Genomic DNA, 19926 nt, shown 5'->3' on the forward strand with positions numbered 1-19926 from the left:
GCGACTTTTCGCGCCGGAGGTGGGCTGACCTCGCCAGAAGTCGCGTTCTGCCGAGTTTTCGACCCGCAAACCGGCCCGACCCTAGATAAATGTCGCGTTCTGATGAGTTTTCGCAGGGCAACGGCGCCAGGGCAAAGGGGCAGGGCAACCGGGGCAGGGGCAACGGGGCAGGGGCAAGGGCGCAGGGAAGGGGGGCGGAGACAGAAGGGTGCCGCGGCGAACGGGCAGGGCGAGGGCGGCAGGGCGCAGGGCATGGGCGGGGCAGACCGTGCCGGGGCAGCCGGTCCGCACAACAGAGCGGCTGCGGCCGGCCAGCGCACCCTGATCGCCAATTTGACTTTCCTCCCCCGCGCTATTGAAAATGGTTTTCATGCTGAACTTGTCGGGCCGGACCGCCGCGCTGCTGTGCGCGATGTCGGTCCTGCTCGCGGCCTGCGGCTCAACCGGCGGGCCGTCCGGAGCTCAGCCGGGTCAGCTGCGGATCCTCGCAGCCTTCTATCCCCTCCAGTTCATCGCGGAACGGGTGGCGGGTGGGCATGCCCGGGTCGACAGCCTGACTCAGCCGGGCGCCGAGCCGCATGACGTGGAGCTGACCCCGCGGCAGGTCGCCGCCGTCGCCGACGCGGATCTGGTGGTCTATGAGCGGTCGTTCCAGGCTGCCGTGGACGAGGCGATCAGCCAAAGTGGGACGAAGAGGGCCTTCGACACCACCACCGTGGTGCCGCTTCAACCGGCTGGAAGGCCGCATCAGGAGGGCGACCCTGGCTCCGACCCGAGCGGCGTCGGCAAGGACCCGCACGTCTGGCTCGACCCCACCAATGTCGCCACCATCGCCAGAGCGGTCAGCGACAGACTCGCTGGCGTCGACCCCCGTCACGCCGACGACTACCGGGCCAACGCGACCGCGCTCACCCACGACCTGTCGGTGCTGGATGGCGACTTCAAGCACGGCCTGGCCAGCTGCGCGCGTACGGAGTTCATCACGACGCATGCCGCCTTCGGCTATCTGGCGCGCCGCTACGGCTTGACCCAGATCGGCATCAGCGGCCTCAGCCCCGACACCGAACCCTCGCCGGCACGAATGGCCGAGGTCCAAGCCGAGGCCCGGGCCCACCAGATCACCACGATCTTCTACGAGAGCCTGGTCTCGCCGGCCGTCGCCCAGGCGATCGCGAGCGACCTGAAGCTGAAGATCGACGTACTGGACCCGGTCGAAGGCCTCACGGCCCGTTCCCGCGGCCGGGACTATCTTGAGGTCATGCGGGCCAACCTGACTGCGCTCGAGGCGGCCAACGGATGTCGGTGAACGCTCCCGACGACCGCATCGTCGTGATGGCCGAGGACCTCACCGTGCAGCTCGGCGGCCTGCCGGTGCTCCGCGGCGTCAGCCTCACCGTGCACCAGGGCGAGGCGGTCGCCCTGCTCGGTGGCAACGGCTCGGGCAAGTCCACGCTGGTGCGCTCGCTGCTGCGGCTGACCCCGATCGAGCGTGGCCGCGTCGAGCTGTTCGGCACCGAGCAGAGCCAGTTCACCCAGTGGTCGCGGATCGGGTACGTCCCGCAGCGCTCCCCGGTGGGACTGAGCCGGGCCAAGGTCAAGGAGGTCGTCGGCTCGGGCCGGCTGGGCCGCCGCAGGCCCTTCCTCCCAGCTTCGGCAGCCGACCGGGCAGCGGTCCGCGCCGCCCTGGAGACCGTGCGGCTGGCCGACCGCGCCGACGACGAGCTCACACACCTGTCCGGAGGGCAGCAGCAACGCGTGTTGATCGCCCGGGCGCTGGTGGGCGAACCGGAGCTGCTGGTGCTGGACGAGCCGACGGCGGGGGTCGATCTGGAACATCAGCAGATCCTCGCCGATGTGCTGGCCACCCTGCTGGACCGTGGGCTCGCGGTCCTCGTCGTGCTGCACGAGGTGGGCCCGCTGTCGCCGCTGATCCACCGCGCCGTCGTGCTGCGGGAGGGCCGGGTCATCCACGACGGGACGCTGCCCGAGGCTCTGCACAGCCACGTCGACGACCTGCACGAGTACGAGCCACCACTGCGCGCCCACTGGCTCGACGGCGCGGTCGCGCCGGATGACCACCGGAGCGGAGGCGAGCGATGATCGACATCCTGAGCTATCCGTTCATGCAGCGGGCGCTGATCGCAGCGCTGCTGACCGGGCTGATGGCCCCGGCCATCGGCACCTACATCGTGCAGCGCCGACTCAGCCTGCTCGGGGACGGGCTCGGCCATGTGGCCATCGCCGGCGTCGGCCTGGCCCTGCTCACGGGTCAGGCGCCGATTCCGATCGCCGTCGTGGTCTGCGTCGCCGGCGCCGTCGTGGTCGAGCTGCTGCGCCAACGGGGCAAGGCCACCGGCGACGTCGGGCTGGCCATCCTCTTCTACGGCGGCCTGGCTGCCGGTGTGCTGATGAGCGGGATCGCCGGGGCCGGCACCGGTGCCCTGTCGCAGTACCTCTTTGGCTCGCTCACCACGGTTACCGTGTCCGACCTGCGGCTGGTCGCCGCGCTCGCGGTCGCGGTGCTGGTGCCGACGCTCGGGCTCGCACCGCAGCTGTTCGCGGTCACTGCGGATGAGGACTTCGCCCGGGTGCTGGGTCTGCGGGTCCGGCTCTACAACCTGCTCATCGTCGTAACCGCCGCGATCACCGTCACACTGGCCATGCGTACGGTCGGGCTGCTGCTGGTCAGTGCGCTGATGGTCGTGCCGGTCGCGGCCGCCCAGAACCTCGTCCGCGGGTTCTTCGCCACCCTCATCGTGGCGATGGCGGTCGGTGTCGTGGTCTCCCTCGGCGGCGCCGTCGGGTCCTTCTACGCCGACACCGCCCCCGGAGCGCTGATCGTCGTGCTCGCCATCGCGGTCTTCGCAGCCAGTTGGCCGATCTCGGCGTTGCTGTCCCGCCGCCGTAGAGTGCTGCCCGTGATCCCCGAGCTCGCCGACGTGGCCGTCCCGCACGTGCCCACCGAGGATCACCCGCACCACCATGGTGGCACCGACTGCCTGCACCCGCAGGTCCGTCACGGCGACCACACCGACTTCATCCACGACGGTCACCGCCACGCAGCGCACGCCGACCACTACGACGAGCACTGATGCATCCCGCCGAGTCACCTCGCCCATCGCCCCAACGCCGCACCCGGCAGCGCCAGGCCGTCGATGAGATCCTCACCGGGCTGGCCGAGTTCCGGACCGCCCAGCAGATCCACGACGAGCTGCGGCACAAGGGCGACAGCATCGGCCTCACCACGGTGTACCGGACCCTGCAGCTGATGGCGGACGCCGGCGAGCTGGATGCGATCCGCACCGCCGAGGGCGAGACGGCCTACCGCCGCTGCTCCGGCGGGCACCACCACCACCTGGTCTGCCGCTCCTGCGGCCGCACCGTCGAGGTGTCGGGACCGGCGGTGGAGCGATGGGCCACCGCGATCGCGGAGGAGCACGGCTTCCGCGAGGTCAGCCACGACCTCGAGATCTTCGGCACCTGTCAGAACTGCTGACGTCCAGCGGTCGCAGAACCCCGGGCCTATCCCACCTGATTGGGCACGGCCCCGCCGTAGCGGCGGTCGCGGTCGACGTAGAGCTCGATCGCCCGCCACAGGTCGCGGCGGTCGAAGTCGGGCCAGAGCTGGTCCAGGAACACCATCTCGGCGTACGCGGACTGCCAGAGCAGGAAGTTGGAGGTCCGCTGCTCGCCGGAGGAGCGGATGAAGAGGTCGACGTCGGGAATCTCCGGCTCGTCCAGGAACTGCCGGAACCGCTTCTCGTTCAGCTTGGCCGGATCGAGCCGACCGGCGGCGGCCAGCTCGGCGATCCGGCGGGCGGCGTCGACGATCTCGGCCCGGCCACCGTAGTTGACGCAGAACTGGAGGGTGAGCACGTCGTTGTGGATGGTGCGCCGCTCGGCATCCTCGAGCTCGGTGATCACGCTGCGCCAGAGCCTGGGCCGCCGACCGGCCCAACGCACCCGGACGCCCATCGCGTCCAACTGGTCGCGCCGACGCCGGATCACGTCGCGGTTGAAGCCCATCAGCCATCGCACCTCGTCCGGGGACCTGCTCCAGTTCTCGGTGGAGAAGGCGTACGCCGACAGATACTTCACCCCCACCTCGATGGCCCCCGCGATCACGTCGAACAGCGACTCCTCGCCCCGGGCATGCCCGTCGGTCCTGGGCAGGTTGCGCGCCTTGGCCCAGCGACCGTTGCCGTCCATCACGATGGCGACATGGCGCGGCAGCTTGCCGGCCTGGATCGACGGGGGCCGGGCGCCGCTGGCGTGCGGCGCCGGGGCGGTCGGCGCAGACCTTCGGGGTTCTCTTGCCACATAGGGGACAATAGCGAGGTGCCGACCTATCGTGACGAGGCCGTCGTGCTTCGCACCCACAAGCTGGGCGAGGCCGACCGGATCGTCACGCTGCTCAGCCGTCGCAACGGCAAGGTCCGTGCGGTCGCCAAGGGAGTCCGGCGGACCTCCTCGAAGTTCGGTGCCCGGCTGGAACCGTTCAGCCACGTCGATCTGCAGTTCGCCACCGGCCGTACCCTCGACATCGTCACCCAGGCGGAGTCCCTGGAGGCCTTCGGTGACCCGCTCACCGCCGACTACCCGCGCTACACCGCCGGCCAGGTGATGCTGGAGACCGCCGACCGGCTGGTGTCGGAGGAGCGTGAACCCTCCCTGCAGCAGTATCTGCTGCTGGTCGGCGCCCTCCGGGTGCTCAACCGTGGCACCGCCGACGGGCCGCGGCCGTCCTCGTTGATCCTGGACTCCTACCTGCTGCGCTCGCTGTCCGTGGCCGGCTACGCGCCCACCTTCTCCGACTGCGCACGCTGCGGCCTGGTCGGCCCGCACCAGGCCTTCTCCCCCGCCGCCGGCGGCGTCGTCTGCGAGCGCTGTCGTCCCGCCGGGTCGGCGCGTCCGACCCCGGCGACCCTGACGCTGCTCAGCGCGCTGCTGGAGGGCCGGTGGGAGGAGACCAGGGACGTGCCGGACGGCATCCGCCGCGAGTCCAGCGGGCTGACCGCCGCGTTCGTGGCCTGGCACCTGGAGCGCAGTCTGAGATCCCTGGCGCATGTCGAACGCTGACCCGCCGCCGACGTGGCCGCCGCCGCGGGGGCACCAGCCGCACCGCGTCGCCTACGTCTTCGCCGTGGTGCTGCCACTGCTGGTGGTGTTGGCGCTGCTGGTGCCCTTCGCGGTGGCGTACGGGCTGGGTCGGTGGCAGGCGGCGGACCGGGCGGCCGGCGCACCACCCTCGGTCGTGGCCACCGAGGGGGCGCCGGGAGTCGGCGACCCCTACTTCCCCGACTACGGCAGCAGCGGCTACGACGTCTACAAGTACACGATCTCGATCGACTGGGACACCCGCAGCCAGCGGATGACGTCGACCACGGTGATCAGCGCCCACTCGACCCAGACGCTGCAGGCGTTCTACTTCGACCTGGCACTGAAGACCGACCGGGTGAGGGTGAACGGGCAGCAGGCACTGTTCGAGCACACCGGCTTCCAGGACGTGAAGGTGACCCCGGCGGCGCCGATCGCAGCGAACACCGACTTCGAGGTGGTGGTGGACTACTCGGGCGCCCCGGGCGCGGTGAAGCGCGGCCAGGTCAGCGCCTGGCACACCACCAACCAGGAGTGGACCGTGGCTGGCGAGCCGGAGAGCTCGGCCTGGTGGTTCCCGGCCAACGACCACCCGTCCGACCCGGCGCTGATGGACGTCTCGGTGCGGGTGCCGGCCGGGATGGAGGTGATCAGCGTCGGCCGACTCGAGTCGAGGGACACCGCAGCCGAGCGGGACCACGACACCTGGCACTGGATGTCCCGGCAGCCGCTTGCGACGTATCTCAACTTCATCTCCATCGGCCAGTTCCAGCTCGAGCAGGGGGTCGCGCAGGGCCGACCGTTCGTCTACGCCGTATCGGAACAGTTCAGCCCGGAGCAGCGGATCCAGCTGCTGACCGAGCTGCGGCGCAGCGGTGCCATCGTGCAGACCCTGGAGAAGATGTTCGGCCCGTACCCCTTCACCGAGCTGGGTGGTGTGGTGCCCGCCGCGAAGCTGTGGTTCGCCGGGCTGGAGACGCAGACCCGCCCGGTCTATGAGGGCGGCGCCATGTTGAACCGCGACTTCGCGCCGGAGCTGATCGCGCACGAGCTGGCGCACATGTGGTTCGGCGACAACGTGACGGTCCGGCAGTGGAACGACATCTTCACCAACGAGGCGTACGCCAGCTGGGCCCAGTGGGGCTATACCGAACGTAGCGGCGGCCGGAGCGCCGAGGAGGCGTTCACGTCGACCTTCGCCGACACCGAGCACAAGCCGAACTTCTGGCGGGTCACCATGATCGATCCGGGCAAGGACCACCTGTTCGAGACCGTCTATGCCCGGGGCCCGATGACGTTGCAGGCGTTGCGCAACGTCATCGGGGACCGGGCATTCTTCAGGCTTGCTCAGGAGTGGTCGCAGGACCCCGGCAGCCGCAGCCTGGAGGACTGGATGATCAAGGCCCAGTCCACCACCAAGATCGACTTGACCTCGTTCTTCCAGGCCTGGATCTTCTCCCCGACGGCACCCCGCCGCACCGCCGAGAACGGGTTCCGCTGACGCTGGGCCACCGGCCTCAGCGGGTGAGGGCCCGGTTCACCGCCGACACCACGGCCTTCAGCGAGGCGTTGACGATGTTGGCGTCCATCCCCACGCCCCAGATGACCTGGGCGTCCTCACCGCTGCCGACCTCGCACTCGACGTACGCGGCTGCGGTGGCGTCCCCGCCGGAGGACAGGGCGTGCTCATTGTAATCGAGCACCCGGACCTGGTAGCCCAGCCCGTAGATGGCGTCGACGAACGCCGACACCGGGCCGTTGCCCTCACCGGTGATCTCGCGGGCGTGGCCGCGGTCGACGACCTGGGCGGTGACCATGTCGTGCTGGCCGCTCGCCGAGGTCGAGTTCACGTCACCGAGCTTGAGGGGGCTGTCCGAGGAGAGGTACTCGGCATTGAAGATCGTCCACAGCGCCGCCGGTGACATCTCGCCGCCGTCAGAGTCGGTCTGGGCCTGGACCACCCGGGAGAACTCGATCTGCAGCCGCCGCGGCAGGTCCAGGCGGTGCTCGGTCTTCATGATGTAGGCCACTCCGCCCTTGCCGGACTGGGAGTTGACCCGGATGACGGCCTCGTAGGATCGGCCGACGTCGTGCGGGTCGATCGGCAGGTACGGCGCCTCCCAGTCGAACTCGGCGACCGGGACGCCAGCCGCCTTCGCCCTGGCCTCCAGCGCCTCCAGGCCCTTCTTGATGGCGTCCTGGTGGCTGCCGGAGAAGGCGGTGTAGACCAGGTCGCCCGCATAGGGGTGCCGCGGGTGGACCGGCAGGTTGGTGCAGTACTCCACCGTACGACGGATCTCGTCGATGTCGGAGAAGTCGATCTTGGGATCGATGCCCTGGGAGAACAGGTTCATCCCCAGCGTGACCAGGTCGACGTTGCCGGTCCGCTCGCCGTGGCCGAACAGGCAGCCCTCGACCCGGTCGGCGCCGGCCATCAGCGCCAGCTCGGTGGCCGCCACCGCCGTGCCACGGTCATTGTGCGGATGCAGTGAGATCGCCACGTTCTCCCGGCCGCGGACATGGCGGCCGAACCACTCGATCTGGTCGGCGTAGACGTTGGGCGTGGCCATCTCGACGGTGGCGGGCAGGTTGAGGATGATCTCGCGACCGTCCTCCGGCTGCCAGACGTCGATCACCGCATTGCAGACCTCGACCGCGAACTCCATCTCGGTGCCGGTGAAAATCTCCGGGCTGTACTGGTAGCCGAACGCGACGTCACCCAGGTACTGCTCGGCGTACTTCATCACCATCTCGGTGCCGCGGGTGGCCAGCGCCAGGCACTCCGCCTTGTCGACGCGGAACACGACCCGGCGGAACAGCTCCGCGGTGGCGTTGTAGAGGTGGATGGTGGCATTGCGGGCCCCGACCAACGACTCGGCCGTCCGCTCGATCAGGTCCTCGCGGGCCTGGGTCAGCACCGACACCGTCACGTCGTCCGGGACGGCGCCCGAGGTGACCAGCTGCCGGACGAAGTCGAAGTCGGTCTGGCTGGCGGACGGGAAGCCGATCTCGATCTCCTTGTAGCCCATCGCCACCAGGAGCTGGAACATCTTCATCTTGCGGGCAGGGGTCATCGGGTCGATCAGGGCCTGGTTGCCGTCACGCAGGTCGGTGCTGAGCCAGCGCGGCGCCTGGGTGATGGTGGCGCTGGGCCAGCTGCGGTCGGGCAGGTTCAACGGCTCGAACGCGTGGTAGCGGCCGAACGGCATCGGGCTGGGCTGCTGCACGGGGACGGACTGTGGTCGGGTTCCGTGAGCCGATCGTGCTGCGGTGGCGTCGGTGGACGCTGGGCTGGATGGGGTGGAAGACATGGGTTCCTCGCTGTGTCGATGGAATTCGGATCGCCGAACGCGCCAGACTCCGCAGCGAGGATGCCGACCCTTTAGGAGGCCTCGCTGCGGCGGGGAAGGAGCAGGAGTGCGCTCTGCAGCGCAACGCTCGACGTGCCGACCATTCCTGAAGGATAACCCAGATCGGAGGAGACGAAAAGCAGTGGTGCCTGCGAGGGATGATGCGGCAGGCTTGTCGGATGCCTTTCCTCCGCGTGCGGCCCGATGACCCGGCCATGCTGGACCAGTTCGTCCGGCTCGTCAACGACGTTCGCCAGCATGACGACCCCGACACGCCGCCGGTGCTCGCCGGGCTGGTGGCCGGCGACCTGACGTACGGCTGGGACCTGGAGCCGGGCGAGCAGTACCTCTACCTGCCCGAGGGTGCGCAGGAGCCGGTGGGTTCGATGGGGCTGGCCTGGCCGCTGCGGGACAACCTGCACCTGGTCGCCGCCGAGGTGACGGTCCATCCTGACCACCGCCGGCAGGGTCACGGCAGCGCCATCGTCCGGGAGATCCTCCGACGGACCCGCCAGCTCGGCCGGGACACCATCTGGATCTCGACCGCCGAGGACGACGACGGTGCCCGCAGCTTCGCCGAGGCCCACGGCTTCGTGTACGCCAGCCACGACGCCCGCCGTCGCCAGGTGCTGGCCGAGGTCGACCAGGCCGAGGTCGCCCGGCTGGAGCAGAGTGCCCGGGCCGCAGCGGTCGACTACCAGCTCGAGCGGCTGGTCGCCCCGACCTCCGACGACGTGCTGGCCGAGCTGGTGGAGGTGACAGCGGCCATCAACGATGCGCCGATGGGCGACCTGACGTTCGAGGAGGAGAAGTTCGACCTGCAGCGGCTGAAGGACTTCGAGACCGCCAACGCCGGCCGCGGCAACCGGCTCTACCGGGTGATCGCCCGGCATCGCGCCACCGGCGAGGTGGGCGGCCACACCATCGTCGGGGTGCACCCGCTGCAGCCGGAGTTCGCCTACCAGGGCGACACCGCGGTCAGCCGGAAGCACCGCGGCCACCGGCTGGGGCTGCTGCTCAAGATCGACATGATGCGCTGGATGGCCGAGGTCGAACCGCAGTTCACGGTGATCGAGACCTGGAACCACGCCGACAACACGTTCATGATCAACGTCAACGAGGCGATCGGCTATCGCCTCTCCCGGGTGTTCGCCGCCTACCAGCTGGTCCTGACCGACCCGGCAGACGGGAAGCCCGAGGACCTGATCCTGAACGCGGGTGGGGTCTAGCCGGTCCGGGCCGGCGCGGGGGGTTTGTCGGTTTCCCAAGTCGACTTGGGAAACTGTCACGCAGCCAGGGAGATCTGCCTGGCTGCGTGACAGTTTCCATGGCTGAGTGGCTCTGCTGTACGCGTTGGCGGCGCACCGTACGTGCTCCTGCGGTGGCGGCCGTACGACGGGGAAGGCCAGCTCAGACTCGGACGGGAGACGCCGTCGAACCCGTCAAGGCGGGCCGTCGCACCCGCCGTACCGCCGAACGGCCCTGACGGCGCCAGCGAAACTGTCACTCAGCCAGGGGAATTTGCCTGGCTGCGTGACAGTTTCCCAAGTCGACTTGGGAAACCGACAGAGCCCCCCCCACAAGAATGAGGGAGGGTCAGAAGCCCAGCCGGTTCAGGTATTTGGCGTCGCGCTGCCAGTCCTTGAGGACCTTGACCCGGAGGTCGAGGTAGACCGGGGTGCCGAGCAGCGCCTCGATCTGGCGGCGGGCGGCGGCCCCGACCTCGCGCAGCCGACTGCCCCGGTGGCCGATCATGATCCCCTTCTGGGAGTCGCGCTCGACCACCATGGAGGCGTAGATGTCCAGCAGCGGCTTGTCCTTGCTGCGCCCCTCCCGCAGCCCCATCTCCTCGATGGTGACTGTGATGGAGTGCGGCAGCTCGTCCCGGACCCCCTCCAGCGCCGCCTCCCTGATCAGCTCGGCGACCAGCGTCTCCTCCGGCTCGTCGGTGACGTCACCGTCGGGATACAGCGGCGGACCCGGCGGCAGCAGCTCGACCAGGGTGTCAGCGAGCACGTCGACCTGGTCGTTCTCGGTGGCCGACACCGGGATGATGTGGGCCCAGCTGACCCCCAGCTTCTGCTCCAGCGCGCTGATGCTGAGCAGGTGCTGGGCCATCCGCTCGGGTGAGACCAGGTCGGACTTGGTGGCGATCGCGACCAGCGTTGGCTTCTTCGGCAGGGCCGCGATCTCGCCCACCAGGTAGGTGTCGCCAGGACCGATCTTCTGGTCGGCGGGCAGGCAGACGCCGACGATGTCGACCTCGGTCCAGGTGTCGCGGACCAGGTCGTTGAGCCGCTCCCCCAGCAGCGTCCGCGGCTTGTGCAGGCCCGGCGTGTCGATCAGCACCAGCTGCGCGCCCGGACGATGCACGATCCCACGGATGGCGTGCCGGGTGGTCTGCGGCTTCGACGAGGCGATGGCGATCTTGGAGCCGACGACGGCGTTCGTCAGCGTGGACTTGCCCGCATTGGGCCGACCCACGAAGCAGGCGAAACCGGAACGGAACTCCACCTCACGGCCGTCGGAGTCACCCGACGCCTCAGCGGTCATCGACCTCGACCATTCCCTGGACCTCGCCCTTCGGGTTGGCGAACCACACCACTACACCGGTGCCGGGCAGCGCCCGGACCACCGCCAGGTCCTCCTCGGTCGGTCGGCTTTCGGCAGCCAGCGCAACCGCCTCCAGACCCTGGGCGCCGGATGACACCGCCATCGCGGTGGCCACGGTGATGGCGGACAGGGCGACCGGGCCGAGCTCGACGTCGACCGCGGCATAGGTACGGCCGTCGGTGTCGCGGACCGCAGCCCCCTGCCGTGCCTGGGTACGCGCCCGGGCAGCCTTCGCCAGGGTGATGATCTTGAGATCCTCGGGGTCGCTCGGGCCGATCGCGTCGGCCGGTCGGCCGTCGTCAGGCTGGGTCATCAGGTCGCCCTCACTGCCGCGTCGGCGGCCAACTGGGTCGCTGCTGCGGCCCGCTCTTCGTCCTCGGAGTCCTCGCCGGACTCGATCGCTGTGACCACCACCGTACCAATCCGGTTGCGCCGGCCGGTGGCCCGCTCGGCCACCATCTCCAGCCCGTCGTAGTGCACCATCGAGCCGGCGATCGGCACCCGGTTGAGCACCTTGGCCATCAACCCGCCGACGGTGTCGACGTCCTCGTCGTCGAGCTCCTTGCCGAACAGGTCGCCCAGCTCGTCCAGTGGCAGCCGCGCCGACACCCGGTAGCGCCCCTCGGCCAGCTCGGTGACGTCCTTGTTCTCCGGGTCGTACTCGTCGGTGATCTCGCCGACGATCTCCTCCAGGATGTCCTCGATGGTGGCCATCCCGGCAGTGCCGCCGAACTCGTCCACCACGATCACCAGGTGTGTCCGCTTGAGCTGCATCTCCCGCAGCAGCTCATCGACCGGCTTGGAGTCCGGGCACCACTCGGGATCACGCATCATCGAGCCGACCCGTTCGCTGGACTCGGCCTTCGGGTTGTCGTAGACCCTCTTGATCACGTCCTTCAGGTACAGCACGCCCACCACGTCGTCCAGCCCGTCACGGATCACCGGGATCCGGCTGAAGCCCGAACGCAGGGCCAGCGAGACCGCCTGGCGCAGCGTCTTGTACTCCTCGATGAAGACCATGTCGGTGCGGGGCACCATCACCTCACGGACGATGGTGTCGCCCAGCTCGAACACCGAGTGGATCATCTCCCGCTCACCGGACTCGATCAGCTCGCTCGCCTCCGCCAGGTCGACCATCTCGCGCAGCTCGGCCTCGGTCGAGAACGGGCCCTCGCTGAAGCCCTTGCCGGGCGTCAGCGCATTGCCGATCAAGATCAACAACCGTGGGAACGGTCCCAGTACGGTGGTCAGCCCGACCAGCGCGCCGGCCGTGGCACAGGCGATCCGGTCGGAGTGCTGGCGCCCCAATGTCCGGGGCGCAACCCCCCAGAAGATGTAGGACACGACGATCATCGACCCGGCCGTGATCAACACCCGCTGCCAGGTCGGCGCCACCAGATCGAAGACGACCAGGGCGACCAGCACGATCGCGCTGATCTCGAAGATCGTCCGCAGCAGCAGCGCCGTATTCAGATACCGCGGCGGGTCGGCGGCGATCTGCTGGACCTTGGTCGCACCCGCCCGACCTTCGTCCACCAGCCGTTCAGCGCGGGCCTTCGAGAACGAGTAGAGGGCCGCCTCAGCAGCCGCCATCACTCCGGCGAAGATCACCAACAGCAGAGATATCCCGAGCAGGCCGAGATAGCTCGGGATCATCGTCGGCTCCCGCCCCCGGTGGTGGAGTCCTTGTCCGGCCGGGCGAGCGCCCAACCCGCGATGATCTTGTCCTTCAGCCCGAACATCTCGGCCTTCTCCTCGGGCTCGGCGTGGTCGAAACCCAGCAGGTGCAGTAGCCCGTGGACCAGGAGATACTCCGCCTCCTCGTCCGGTGTGCGGCCGTGTGTGGTTGCCTGCCGGGCGGTCACCGCCGGGCAGAGCACAATGTCACCGAGCAGCCCCTCGGGCGGCTCGTCGCCGTCGCCCGGCGGGCGCAGCTCGTCCATCGGGAAGGACAGCACGTCGGTCGGTCCCGGTTCGCCCATGTACTTCTCGTGGTAGGCGCTCATGGTGTCCTCATCGACCAGCAGGATGGACAGCTCCGCCTGCGGGTGGATCCTCAGCTCACGCAGCGCATAGGTCGCCAGCCGGACCAGGCCCGGACTGTCGGCCTCCAGACCGGACTCGTTGTTGATGTCGATGCTCATCGCGCACCTCTCCGGGTCATCGGTGGTGACGCGGCGCTGGCGCCGGCTGCGACGACTCGAACTTGTCGTACGCGGCGACGATCCGCCCGACCAGCTTGTGCCGGACGACGTCGTGGTTGGTCAGATGGCAGAACGCGATGTCCTCGACGTTGTCGAGGATGCCCTGCACGACCCGCAGGCCGGAGCGGGTGGCACCGGGCAGGTCGACCTGGGTGATGTCCCCGGTGACGACCATCTTCGCGCCGAAGCCCAGCCGGGTGAGGAACATCTTCATCTGTTCCATCGAGGTGTTCTGGGCCTCGTCGAGGATGATGAAGGCGTCGTTCAGGGTCCGGCCACGCATATAGGCCAGCGGTGCGACCTCGATGGTGCCAGCAGTCAGCAGCCGCGGGATCGAGTCGGGGTCGACCATGTCGTGCAGCGCGTCGTAAAGCGGCCGCAGGTAGGGGTCGATCTTGTCGTTCAGGGTGCCGGGCAGGAAGCCGAGGTTCTCCCCCGCCTCGACCGCGGGCCGGGTCAGGATGATCCGGTTCACCGACTTGTTCTGCAGCGCCTGGACGGCCTTGGCCATCGCCAGGTACGTCTTGCCGGTGCCGGCCGGTCCGATCCCGAAGACGACCGTGTGCTTGTCGATCGCATCCACGTAGCGCTTCTGGTTCAGCGTCTTGGGCCTGATGGTCTTGCCCCGCGAGGACAGGATGTTGTGCGTCAGCACGTCGGCAGGACGGGCGTCCTCACGGTTGCCCAGCATGGCCACGGTGCGCTCCACCGCGTCGGCGGTCAGCCCCTGACCCGTCCGGATCACCGTGACCAGCTCGGTCAGGACGTCGGCGCCGAGCTGCAGCGCCGCGGCGGTGCCGCTCAGTGTGACCTCATTGCCGCGGACGTGGATGTCCGCGTCCAGCTCGCGCTCGAGGATCCGCAGGAACTCGTCACGGGGACCGAGGATGTTGACCATGTCCACCGACACCGGGACGGAGATCTTCCTGGTGCCTTCGAAGCCGCTCCGGGCGCTGTCCGCAGCGGGCGCCAGCCCGCCGGATGGGGTGGCCGCGGTGGCCGAGGTGTCTGACCTGCTCAGGATTCCTCCGAACGATGGGAAATAACGGCACCATCTTAGTGAACGCTGTCCAGCACCCCAAGGCATTTGTCCAGGACCGGCCCGCAGCGGGCCACTAGCCGGCCCCGGCAGGCGTCTGGTCGGTGGCGAACTGGTTGGTGGCGGCCAGCAGCTGGGCCAGGATGTTGGGCTCGGAGAAGGCATGTCCAGCGGTCACGATCCGCAGGTCGGCCGCCGGCCAGGCCCGGTGCAGGTCCCAGGCGGTCATCGCCGGCGTGGCCACGTCGTAGCGCCCCTGCACGATGACGCCCGGGATGTCGCGCAGCCGGTCGGCGTTGCGGATCAGCTGACCCTCCTCGAACCAGCCACGGTGGACGAAGTAGTGGTTCTCGATCCGCGCGAAGGCGAGTGCGTAGGCTGGCTTGCTGAAGGCCTCGACCATCGCCGTGTCCTCCTCCAGCGTCAGCGTGGCGCCCTCGAACGACGACCACGCCACGCCGGCCGGACCGTGCACCGCAGGGTCGGGGTCGAACAGCAGCTCGTGGTAGGCGCCGATGGCGTCGCCGGTGAAGTCGCGGCCCCCCAGCGGCGCCAGGAACCGCTCCCGCCACTCGGGGAACAGGTGCCCGATGCCGCCGTTGTAGTACCAGTCGAGCTCGCTCCGGCGCAGCGTGAAGATGCCGCGGAGCACCATCTCACTGACCCGGTCGGGGTGCTCCTCGGCGTACGCCAGCGCCAGCGAGCTGCCCCAGGAGCCGCCGAACAGCTGCCACCTCTCGATCCCGCGGGCGATCCGGAGCTGCTCCAGGTCGGCCACCAGGTGCCAGGTGGTGTTGGTGCTCAGGTCGGCGCCGGGAAGGCTGGCGTGCGGGACGCTGCGACCGCAGCCCCGCTGGTCGTACAGCACGATCCGGTAGCGGGCCGGGTCGAACAGCCGCCGAGCGGTCGGTGACGACCCGGCGCCCGGCCCGCCATGCAGGAAGACCACCGGCTTGCCGTCGGGGTTGCCCGACTCCTCCCAGTAGAGCTGGTGGCCGTCGCCGACCTCGAGTGTTCCGCGCAGGTATGGCTTGATCTCGGGATAGAGGCCCATGTCGGACAAGACTGGCAGAACCCTCGGCCACGCTCACACCTACTGGGGCCGGCCCCTACTCGGTGTGATCCCGCACGATGTGCACCGCCGCCTCCTCAGCGCTGGCGCCCGCGCCGTCGATGCCGACGTCCTCGCCGATGAGCTCGGCGTCGATGTCCTCGCCGATGCCGCTGTTGGGGTCGACCAGCCGCCCGGCCCGCTCGTCGCCGACTTCGCCGTCGTCGACATAGTCCTCGTCGTCGACGAACTCGGCCTCCGGCTCCTCCTGGGCGAGTCGCTGCTCGAGAGTCTCGCCCTCGGCCATCTCCTCTGGCGTGTTGCCGTACGCCTCCGCAGCGGACCAGCGCTCCGGCGGTGAGTAGCCCTCGTCCAGGATGTCGTCCACGCCTCGGTCCACCAACGAGTCCTCGAACTGGATCTGGTCGTTCTGTTCGGAGGGGTCCGGCACGTCCTCGGTGTAGTCAGTCATACCTCCAGCGTGCCACCTCCGGGCGGACCATTCAGCCCCGGACGCCCGAACCGTCCACATCTGCAACCGAAACGACTACGATCGCTGCCCGTGACAACACCAGAGACCGCACGGACCCCTCTCACCCGGAACGAGTCGGCTTCCACCACGGCGCAGTACGCCCGGCAGATCGTCGGCAACTACGACATCGTGGTGGCCCTGTTCTGCGGCCTGCTGCTGATCTCCAACATCGGTGCCACCAAGCTGATCGAGTTCAGGCTGTTCGGGCTGGTGCCGATCATCGCCGACGGTGGGGCGTTCCTGTTCCCGCTCACCTATGTGCTCGGCGACGTGCTGGCGGAGGTGTACGGGATGGGCCGGGCCCGCCGGGCGATCATTCTCGGCTTCGCCCTCTCGATCCTGGCCTCGCTCAGCTTCCTGGCGGTCAACAGTGCCCCACCCGCCACCGACTGGCCGAACCAGGCGGCCTGGAACGCGGTGCTGGGCTTCGTCCCGCGGATCGTGCTGGCCAGCCTGCTCGGCTACCTGGCCGGGCAGTTCCTGAACGCGTACGTGCTGGTCCGGATCAAGGAGCACACCAAGGAGGGTCGGCTGTGGGCCCGGCTGGTCGGCTCGACGGTGGTGGGCGAACTCGCCGACACGGTGATCTTCTGTACGGTGGCCTTCGGCGGCCTGGTCACGGTCGGCACCTGGGCCAACTACACCGTGGTCGGCTACATCTACAAGGTCACAGTGGAGGTGGTCTGCCTGCCCATCACCTACGCGGTGATCAGGGCGGTGAAGCGCCGGGAACCGGGCTACGCCTAGGCGCTCTGGCCTGCCGTGCGAGGCCCTTCGACAGGCTCAGAGCGCGGAGACAGGCTCAGGGCGCGGAGACGGGCCAGGGCGCGGAGACAGGCTCAGGGCGCGGAGACAGGCTCCGGGCGCGGAGACAGGCTCAGGGCGCGGAGACAGGCGGCGCTCGGCTGCCCCGTCAACGGGACGCGTAGTAGCGACCGAGGAAGTCCTGTTTGAAGTCGGTGAAGCTACCGTCGTCGATGCTGGCGCGGATGTCGTCCACCAGCCGCACGATGAAGCGCTCGTTGTGGATCGTGCACAGTGTCGACGCCAGCATCTCCTTGGCCTTGAACAGGTGATGCAGGTAGGCACGGGTGTAGTTGAGGCAGGTGTAGCAGTCGCAGTCCTCGTCGATCGGGTTGAAGTTGCGGCGCTGCGGCGCGGTGGTCACGTTGAAGCGGCCGGTGGGCGTGTAGAGCGCCGCGTTCCGGGCCACGCGGGCCGGGCTGACGCAGTCGAAGGTGTCGGCGCCGTTCTCGATCGCAGTGAAGAAGTCGTCGGGTTCGGAGATGCCGAGCAGGTGCTTCGGGGTGTCGGCTGGCAGCTCCTCGCAGCACCAGCCGACGATGGTGCCCAGGTTCTCCTTCTCCAGCGCACCGCCGATGCCGTATCCGTCGAAGCCTCGCCCGTCGACGGCGAGATCGGCGAGCCCGCGACACGCCTGCCGCCGCAGGTCCTCGTACTGGGCGCCCTGGATCACCCCGAACAGCGCCTGGTAGGGCCGGTGGCTGCGTTCGGCGGTGAGCCGCTGGTGCTCGACCAGGCAGCGGAGGGCCCACTGGTGGGTCCGCTCGAGTGACCGTTCCTGGTAGCCGCGGGTGTTCATCAGGGTGGTCAGCTCGTCGAAGGCGAACATGATGTCGGCCCCGAGCTCGTGCTGCACCCGCATCGACACCTCCGGGGTGAAACGGTGCCGGCTGCCGTTGAGATGGGAGATGAAGGTGACGCCGTCGTCGTCGACATGGGAGAGCCGCTCCCGCCCCTCGGCGATGAGTTCGTCGCTGCGTGGTCCGTCGGTGACCTCCATCGAGATGACCTTCTTGAACCCGGCGCCGAGGCTCATCACCTGGAATCCGCCGCTGTCGGTGAACGTCGGTCCGGGCCAGTTCATGAACCGGCCCAACCCGCCGGCCTCGTCGATGATGTCCGAACCGGGCTGCAGGTAGAGGTGGTAGGCGTTCGCCAGGAGTGCCTGGGCCCCGATCTGGGCCATCGTCTCCGGCAGCACAGCCTTCACGGTGGCCTTGGTCCCGACCGCGATGAACGCCGGCGTCTGGATCTCTCCGTGCGGGGTGCGGATCGTGCCGGTGCGGCCCTGTCCGGTGGGCAGGTCGGAGCGCGGCGTGAAACCGAAGCCGGTCACCGCAGCATCAGACCCGCCAGCGCCGCCACCCCTGCTGTGGAGGTCCGCAGCACTCCGTCGCCGAGCGTGACCGGCACCGCTCCGGCGTCGGTGAAGGGGCCGAGCTCCTCGGCCGAGATCCCGCCCTCGGGACCGATGACGATCAGCACCGTCCCGCTCTCCGGCAGTGCGACCTCCGCCAGGGGAACGGTGGCGTCCTCGTGCAGGATGAGCGCCAGCGCGGCGGCGCCGATCCGGTCGACCACGTCGGCGGTCGAAGCGGGTTCGGCGACCTCCGGCACCCGCAGCCGGCGCGACTGCTTGGTCGCCTCACGGACGGTGGACCGCCAGCGGTTGAGCGACTTGGCCGAGCGCTCGGCAGTCCAGCGCACGATCGAGCGCGAGGCCTGCCACGGCACGACCTCGTCGATGCCCATCTCGGTCAACATCTCGACGGCCAGCTCGGAGCGATCCCCTTTCGCCAGCGCCTGCACCGCCACGAACCGGCGTCCGGCAGCAGATGCCGTCAGCTGTTCGACCACCTCGAGCTCGATGCCGGTCTTGGCGCTGGCCGTCACCACGCCGCGTACACCGCGACCGGCCCCGTCGGACAGCAGCACGCTCTCTCCCGGCCGGATCCGGCGGACCACGGCCGCATGCCGGCCCTCCTCACCGCCGACCTCCACCCGGGAGCCCACCGGCGGCAGCGGGTCGGCCAGGTCGACCAGGAACAGCGGGTCGGTCACTGCCCCGCGAACGCGTCGCGCAGCCGGCCGAAGACACCCTTGGAATGGCGCTGCACGGTGCCTTCGGGACGGGTCTCCTCCCGCAGCTCCGCCAGCTGGCGCAACAGCTCGCGTTGCTCGTCGTTGATCCGCACCGGTGTCTGCACCAAGAGCGTGACGCCGAGCTGGCCACGCCCACCGGCCCGCAGCCGGGGCACACCCTTGCCGTCGACCGCGATCCGGGTGCCGGACTGGGTGCCGGCCGGCACCGCCAGCCGAACCGTCGTCTCGTCCTCGTCGGCATCCTCGAGGTCGGCTTCCAGGGTCTGGACGTCGACCTCGGTGCCCAGTGCCGCGGCCGTCATCGGGATCCGGACGACCATCTCCAGGTCGTCACCGTTGCGCTTGAAGATCTCGTGCTCGTGCACGTTCAGCTCGACGTACAGGTCGCCGGCCGGCCCGCCGCCGGGACCGACCTCGCCGTGCGAGGAGAGATGGATGCGGTTGCCGGTGTTCACGCCAGGCGGGATCTTGACGTTGATCGTCCGGTTGGACCGGACCCGGCCGTCGCCCGAGCACTCGGTACACGGGTTGGGGATCACAGTGCCGTAGCCACGGCAGGTCGGGCAGGGCTGGGTGGTGCGGATGTCGCCGATGAACGAGCGCTGGACGTGGGTCACATCGCCCTGCCCGTGGCAGGTGGCGCACTTCACCGGCTGGGAGCCCTCCTGGGCGCCCGAGCCGTTGCACCGTGGACAGAGCACCGCGGTGTCGACCCGCAGCGGCTTGGTGGTTCCGAAGGCCGCCTCGGCCAACTCCAGGTCCAGCCGGACCAGGGCGTCCTGACCACGGCGTACCCGGGACCGGGGCCCGCGCGAGGCCTGCTGACCGAACATCGCGTCCACCAGGTTGGTGAAGTCGAAGCCCCCGGCGGCACCGAAGCCGCCGTTGAAGCCTCCGCCGCCCATACCGCCGCCGAGGGGGTCCCCGCCACGGTCGTAGATGTCACGCTTGCTGCTGTCGGAGAGGACCTCGTAGGCCTCGGCGATCTTCTTGAACCGATCGCCCGCGTCGGGCTCCGATGCGACGTCGGGGTGCAGTTTCATCGCCAGCTGCCGGTAGGCCTTCTTGATCTGCTCCGGCGAGGCGTCTCTCGACACACCAAGGGTCTCGTAGTAGTCCGAACTCATTGTCTG

At 69.2% G+C, this 19926-nt stretch carries 21 protein-coding genes; 9 read left to right on the forward strand and 12 right to left on the reverse strand.

The window, feature by feature from the left end:
• The first annotated feature begins 370 nt into the window (after nt 1–370).
• Genes JOE57_RS03480 through JOE57_RS03495 form a run of 4 tightly spaced genes read left to right on the forward strand, consistent with a single transcriptional unit; the run spans nt 371 to nt 3496 of the window.
• The gene (locus tag JOE57_RS03480) at nt 371–1306 is read left to right on the forward strand and encodes a metal ABC transporter substrate-binding protein (protein ID WP_239578829.1); all 936 of its coding nucleotides are present in this window, start codon (nt 371–373) and stop codon (nt 1304–1306) included.
• A complete protein-coding gene (locus tag JOE57_RS03485; protein ID WP_204916408.1) occupies nt 1297–2100 on the forward strand; it encodes a metal ABC transporter ATP-binding protein in 804 nt (267 codons plus the stop codon). The genes JOE57_RS03480 and JOE57_RS03485 overlap by 10 nt, the downstream gene beginning before the upstream one ends.
• Nucleotides 2100–3092 carry a metal ABC transporter permease gene (locus JOE57_RS03490; RefSeq protein ID WP_338041390.1) on the forward strand — a complete coding sequence of 331 codons (993 nt, stop codon included), beginning with the start codon at nt 2100–2102 and terminating at the stop codon, nt 3090–3092. The genes JOE57_RS03485 and JOE57_RS03490 overlap by 1 nt, the downstream gene beginning before the upstream one ends.
• Entirely contained in the window at nt 3092–3496 is a 405-nt protein-coding gene (locus tag JOE57_RS03495) for a Fur family transcriptional regulator (protein ID WP_204916410.1), read from the forward strand. The genes JOE57_RS03490 and JOE57_RS03495 overlap by 1 nt, the downstream gene beginning before the upstream one ends.
• A gap of 26 nt (nt 3497–3522) precedes the next feature.
• Here the strand turns inward: JOE57_RS03495 and JOE57_RS03500 are convergent, their stop codons facing one another.
• Nucleotides 3523–4320 carry an isoprenyl transferase gene (locus JOE57_RS03500; RefSeq protein ID WP_204916411.1) on the reverse strand — a complete coding sequence of 266 codons (798 nt, stop codon included), beginning with the start codon at nt 4318–4320 and terminating at the stop codon, nt 3523–3525.
• Between the two features lie 18 nt (nt 4321–4338).
• On the opposite strand from JOE57_RS03500, the gene recO reads away from it, so the two are divergent.
• Together recO and JOE57_RS03510 are read left to right on the forward strand one after the other, a co-directional pair.
• Complete coding sequence (recO, locus tag JOE57_RS03505; protein ID WP_204916412.1) at nt 4339–5079, forward strand: DNA repair protein RecO; 741 nt, start codon at nt 4339–4341, stop codon at nt 5077–5079.
• On the forward strand, nt 5066–6598 hold the full coding sequence (locus JOE57_RS03510) for a M1 family metallopeptidase (protein WP_204916413.1): 1533 nt from the start codon (nt 5066–5068) through the stop codon (nt 6596–6598). Before recO ends, JOE57_RS03510 begins: the two co-directional genes overlap by 14 nt.
• 16 nt (nt 6599–6614) lie before the next feature.
• Here the strand turns inward: JOE57_RS03510 and leuA are convergent, their stop codons facing one another.
• Nucleotides 6615–8306, reverse strand: coding sequence for a 2-isopropylmalate synthase (leuA, locus tag JOE57_RS03515; protein WP_204920197.1), 1692 nt, complete (start codon nt 8304–8306; stop codon nt 6615–6617).
• Nucleotides 8307–8626: 320 nt separating this feature from the next.
• On the opposite strand from leuA, the gene JOE57_RS03520 reads away from it, so the two are divergent.
• A complete protein-coding gene (locus JOE57_RS03520; RefSeq protein ID WP_204916414.1) occupies nt 8627–9676 on the forward strand; it encodes a GNAT family N-acetyltransferase in 1050 nt (349 codons plus the stop codon).
• 367 nt (nt 9677–10043) lie between these two features.
• On the opposite strand, the gene era is transcribed toward JOE57_RS03520, so the two are convergent.
• From era to JOE57_RS03545, 5 genes are read right to left on the reverse strand one after another with little or no spacing between them, the layout of a single operon-like run.
• Nucleotides 10044–11000, reverse strand: a complete 957-nt coding sequence (era, locus tag JOE57_RS03525; protein WP_204916415.1) for a GTPase Era — start codon at nt 10998–11000, stop codon at nt 10044–10046.
• On the reverse strand, nt 10990–11373 hold the full coding sequence (locus JOE57_RS03530) for a cytidine/deoxycytidylate deaminase family protein (RefSeq protein WP_204916416.1): 384 nt from the start codon (nt 11371–11373) through the stop codon (nt 10990–10992). Before JOE57_RS03530 ends, era begins: the two co-directional genes overlap by 11 nt.
• Nucleotides 11373–12716 carry a hemolysin family protein gene (locus tag JOE57_RS03535; protein ID WP_204916417.1) on the reverse strand — a complete coding sequence of 448 codons (1344 nt, stop codon included), beginning with the start codon at nt 12714–12716 and terminating at the stop codon, nt 11373–11375. The genes JOE57_RS03530 and JOE57_RS03535 overlap by 1 nt, the downstream gene beginning before the upstream one ends.
• Nucleotides 12713–13204, reverse strand: coding sequence for an rRNA maturation RNase YbeY (ybeY, locus tag JOE57_RS03540; RefSeq protein ID WP_204916418.1), 492 nt, complete (start codon nt 13202–13204; stop codon nt 12713–12715). Before ybeY ends, JOE57_RS03535 begins: the two co-directional genes overlap by 4 nt.
• 16 nt (nt 13205–13220) lie before the next feature.
• Nucleotides 13221–14162 carry a PhoH family protein gene (locus tag JOE57_RS03545; RefSeq protein ID WP_204920198.1) on the reverse strand — a complete coding sequence of 314 codons (942 nt, stop codon included), beginning with the start codon at nt 14160–14162 and terminating at the stop codon, nt 13221–13223.
• On the opposite strand from JOE57_RS03545, the gene JOE57_RS03550 reads away from it, so the two are divergent.
• On the forward strand, nt 14161–14310 hold the full coding sequence (locus tag JOE57_RS03550; RefSeq protein WP_204916419.1) for a hypothetical protein: 150 nt from the start codon (nt 14161–14163) through the stop codon (nt 14308–14310). The two genes, JOE57_RS03545 and JOE57_RS03550, sit on opposite strands and share 2 nt — an antisense overlap.
• Before the next feature lie 69 nt (nt 14311–14379).
• Here JOE57_RS03550 and pip read toward each other — a convergent pair whose 3' ends face one another.
• Nucleotides 14380–15357: a prolyl aminopeptidase gene (pip, locus tag JOE57_RS03555; RefSeq protein ID WP_204916420.1), complete on the reverse strand. Its 978-nt coding sequence runs from the start codon at nt 15355–15357 to the stop codon at nt 14380–14382.
• Between the two features lie 55 nt (nt 15358–15412).
• Nucleotides 15413–15826, reverse strand: a complete 414-nt coding sequence (locus tag JOE57_RS03560; protein ID WP_204916421.1) for a DUF5709 domain-containing protein — start codon at nt 15824–15826, stop codon at nt 15413–15415.
• 90 nt (nt 15827–15916) lie between these two features.
• Between JOE57_RS03560 and JOE57_RS03565 the strand changes: the two genes are divergently transcribed.
• Nucleotides 15917–16633, forward strand: a complete 717-nt coding sequence (locus JOE57_RS03565) for a queuosine precursor transporter (RefSeq protein ID WP_204916422.1) — start codon at nt 15917–15919, stop codon at nt 16631–16633.
• 166 nt (nt 16634–16799) lie between these two features.
• On the opposite strand, the gene tgt is transcribed toward JOE57_RS03565, so the two are convergent.
• From tgt to dnaJ, 3 genes are read right to left on the reverse strand one after another with little or no spacing between them, the layout of a single operon-like run.
• The gene (tgt, locus tag JOE57_RS03570) at nt 16800–18026 is read right to left on the reverse strand and encodes a tRNA guanosine(34) transglycosylase Tgt (protein ID WP_338041139.1); all 1227 of its coding nucleotides are present in this window, start codon (nt 18024–18026) and stop codon (nt 16800–16802) included.
• On the reverse strand, nt 18023–18751 hold the full coding sequence (locus JOE57_RS03575; RefSeq protein WP_204916423.1) for a 16S rRNA (uracil(1498)-N(3))-methyltransferase: 729 nt from the start codon (nt 18749–18751) through the stop codon (nt 18023–18025). Before JOE57_RS03575 ends, tgt begins: the two co-directional genes overlap by 4 nt.
• Complete coding sequence (dnaJ, locus tag JOE57_RS03580; RefSeq protein WP_204920200.1) at nt 18748–19920, reverse strand: molecular chaperone DnaJ; 1173 nt, start codon at nt 19918–19920, stop codon at nt 18748–18750. Before dnaJ ends, JOE57_RS03575 begins: the two co-directional genes overlap by 4 nt.
• Nucleotides 19921–19926 lie beyond the last annotated feature (6 nt).

Source organism: Microlunatus panaciterrae (genome assembly GCF_016907535.1).
GTDB lineage: Bacteria > Actinomycetota > Actinomycetes > Propionibacteriales > Propionibacteriaceae > Microlunatus > Microlunatus panaciterrae.

What these genes read in the sequence shown, in the direction of transcription:
- JOE57_RS03485 (WP_204916408.1), top strand. Translation starts at nt 1,297, where the DNA reads ATGTCGGTGAACGCTCCCGACGACCGCATCGTCGTGATGGCCGAGGAC.
- JOE57_RS03530 (WP_204916416.1), bottom strand. Translation starts at nt 11,373, where the DNA reads ATGACCCAGCCTGACGACGGCCGACCGGCCGACGCGATCGGCCCGAGC.
- JOE57_RS03510 (WP_204916413.1), top strand. Translation starts at nt 5,066, where the DNA reads ATGTCGAACGCTGACCCGCCGCCGACGTGGCCGCCGCCGCGGGGGCAC.
- pip (WP_204916420.1), bottom strand. Translation starts at nt 15,357, where the DNA reads ATGGGCCTCTATCCCGAGATCAAGCCATACCTGCGCGGAACACTCGAG.
- JOE57_RS03545 (WP_204920198.1), bottom strand. Translation starts at nt 14,162, where the DNA reads ATGGTCAACATCCTCGGTCCCCGTGACGAGTTCCTGCGGATCCTCGAG.
- JOE57_RS03560 (WP_204916421.1), bottom strand. Translation starts at nt 15,826, where the DNA reads ATGACTGACTACACCGAGGACGTGCCGGACCCCTCCGAACAGAACGAC.
- ybeY (WP_204916418.1), bottom strand. Translation starts at nt 13,204, where the DNA reads ATGAGCATCGACATCAACAACGAGTCCGGTCTGGAGGCCGACAGTCCG.
- era (WP_204916415.1), bottom strand. Translation starts at nt 11,000, where the DNA reads ATGACCGCTGAGGCGTCGGGTGACTCCGACGGCCGTGAGGTGGAGTTC.
- leuA (WP_204920197.1), bottom strand. Translation starts at nt 8,306, where the DNA reads ATGCCGTTCGGCCGCTACCACGCGTTCGAGCCGTTGAACCTGCCCGAC.
- JOE57_RS03480 (WP_239578829.1), top strand. Translation starts at nt 371, where the DNA reads ATGCTGAACTTGTCGGGCCGGACCGCCGCGCTGCTGTGCGCGATGTCG.
- JOE57_RS03495 (WP_204916410.1), top strand. Translation starts at nt 3,092, where the DNA reads ATGCATCCCGCCGAGTCACCTCGCCCATCGCCCCAACGCCGCACCCGG.
- dnaJ (WP_204920200.1), bottom strand. Translation starts at nt 19,920, where the DNA reads ATGAGTTCGGACTACTACGAGACCCTTGGTGTGTCGAGAGACGCCTCG.
- JOE57_RS03520 (WP_204916414.1), top strand. Translation starts at nt 8,627, where the DNA reads ATGCCTTTCCTCCGCGTGCGGCCCGATGACCCGGCCATGCTGGACCAG.
- JOE57_RS03535 (WP_204916417.1), bottom strand. Translation starts at nt 12,716, where the DNA reads ATGATCCCGAGCTATCTCGGCCTGCTCGGGATATCTCTGCTGTTGGTG.
- JOE57_RS03550 (WP_204916419.1), top strand. Translation starts at nt 14,161, where the DNA reads ATGTCCACCGACACCGGGACGGAGATCTTCCTGGTGCCTTCGAAGCCG.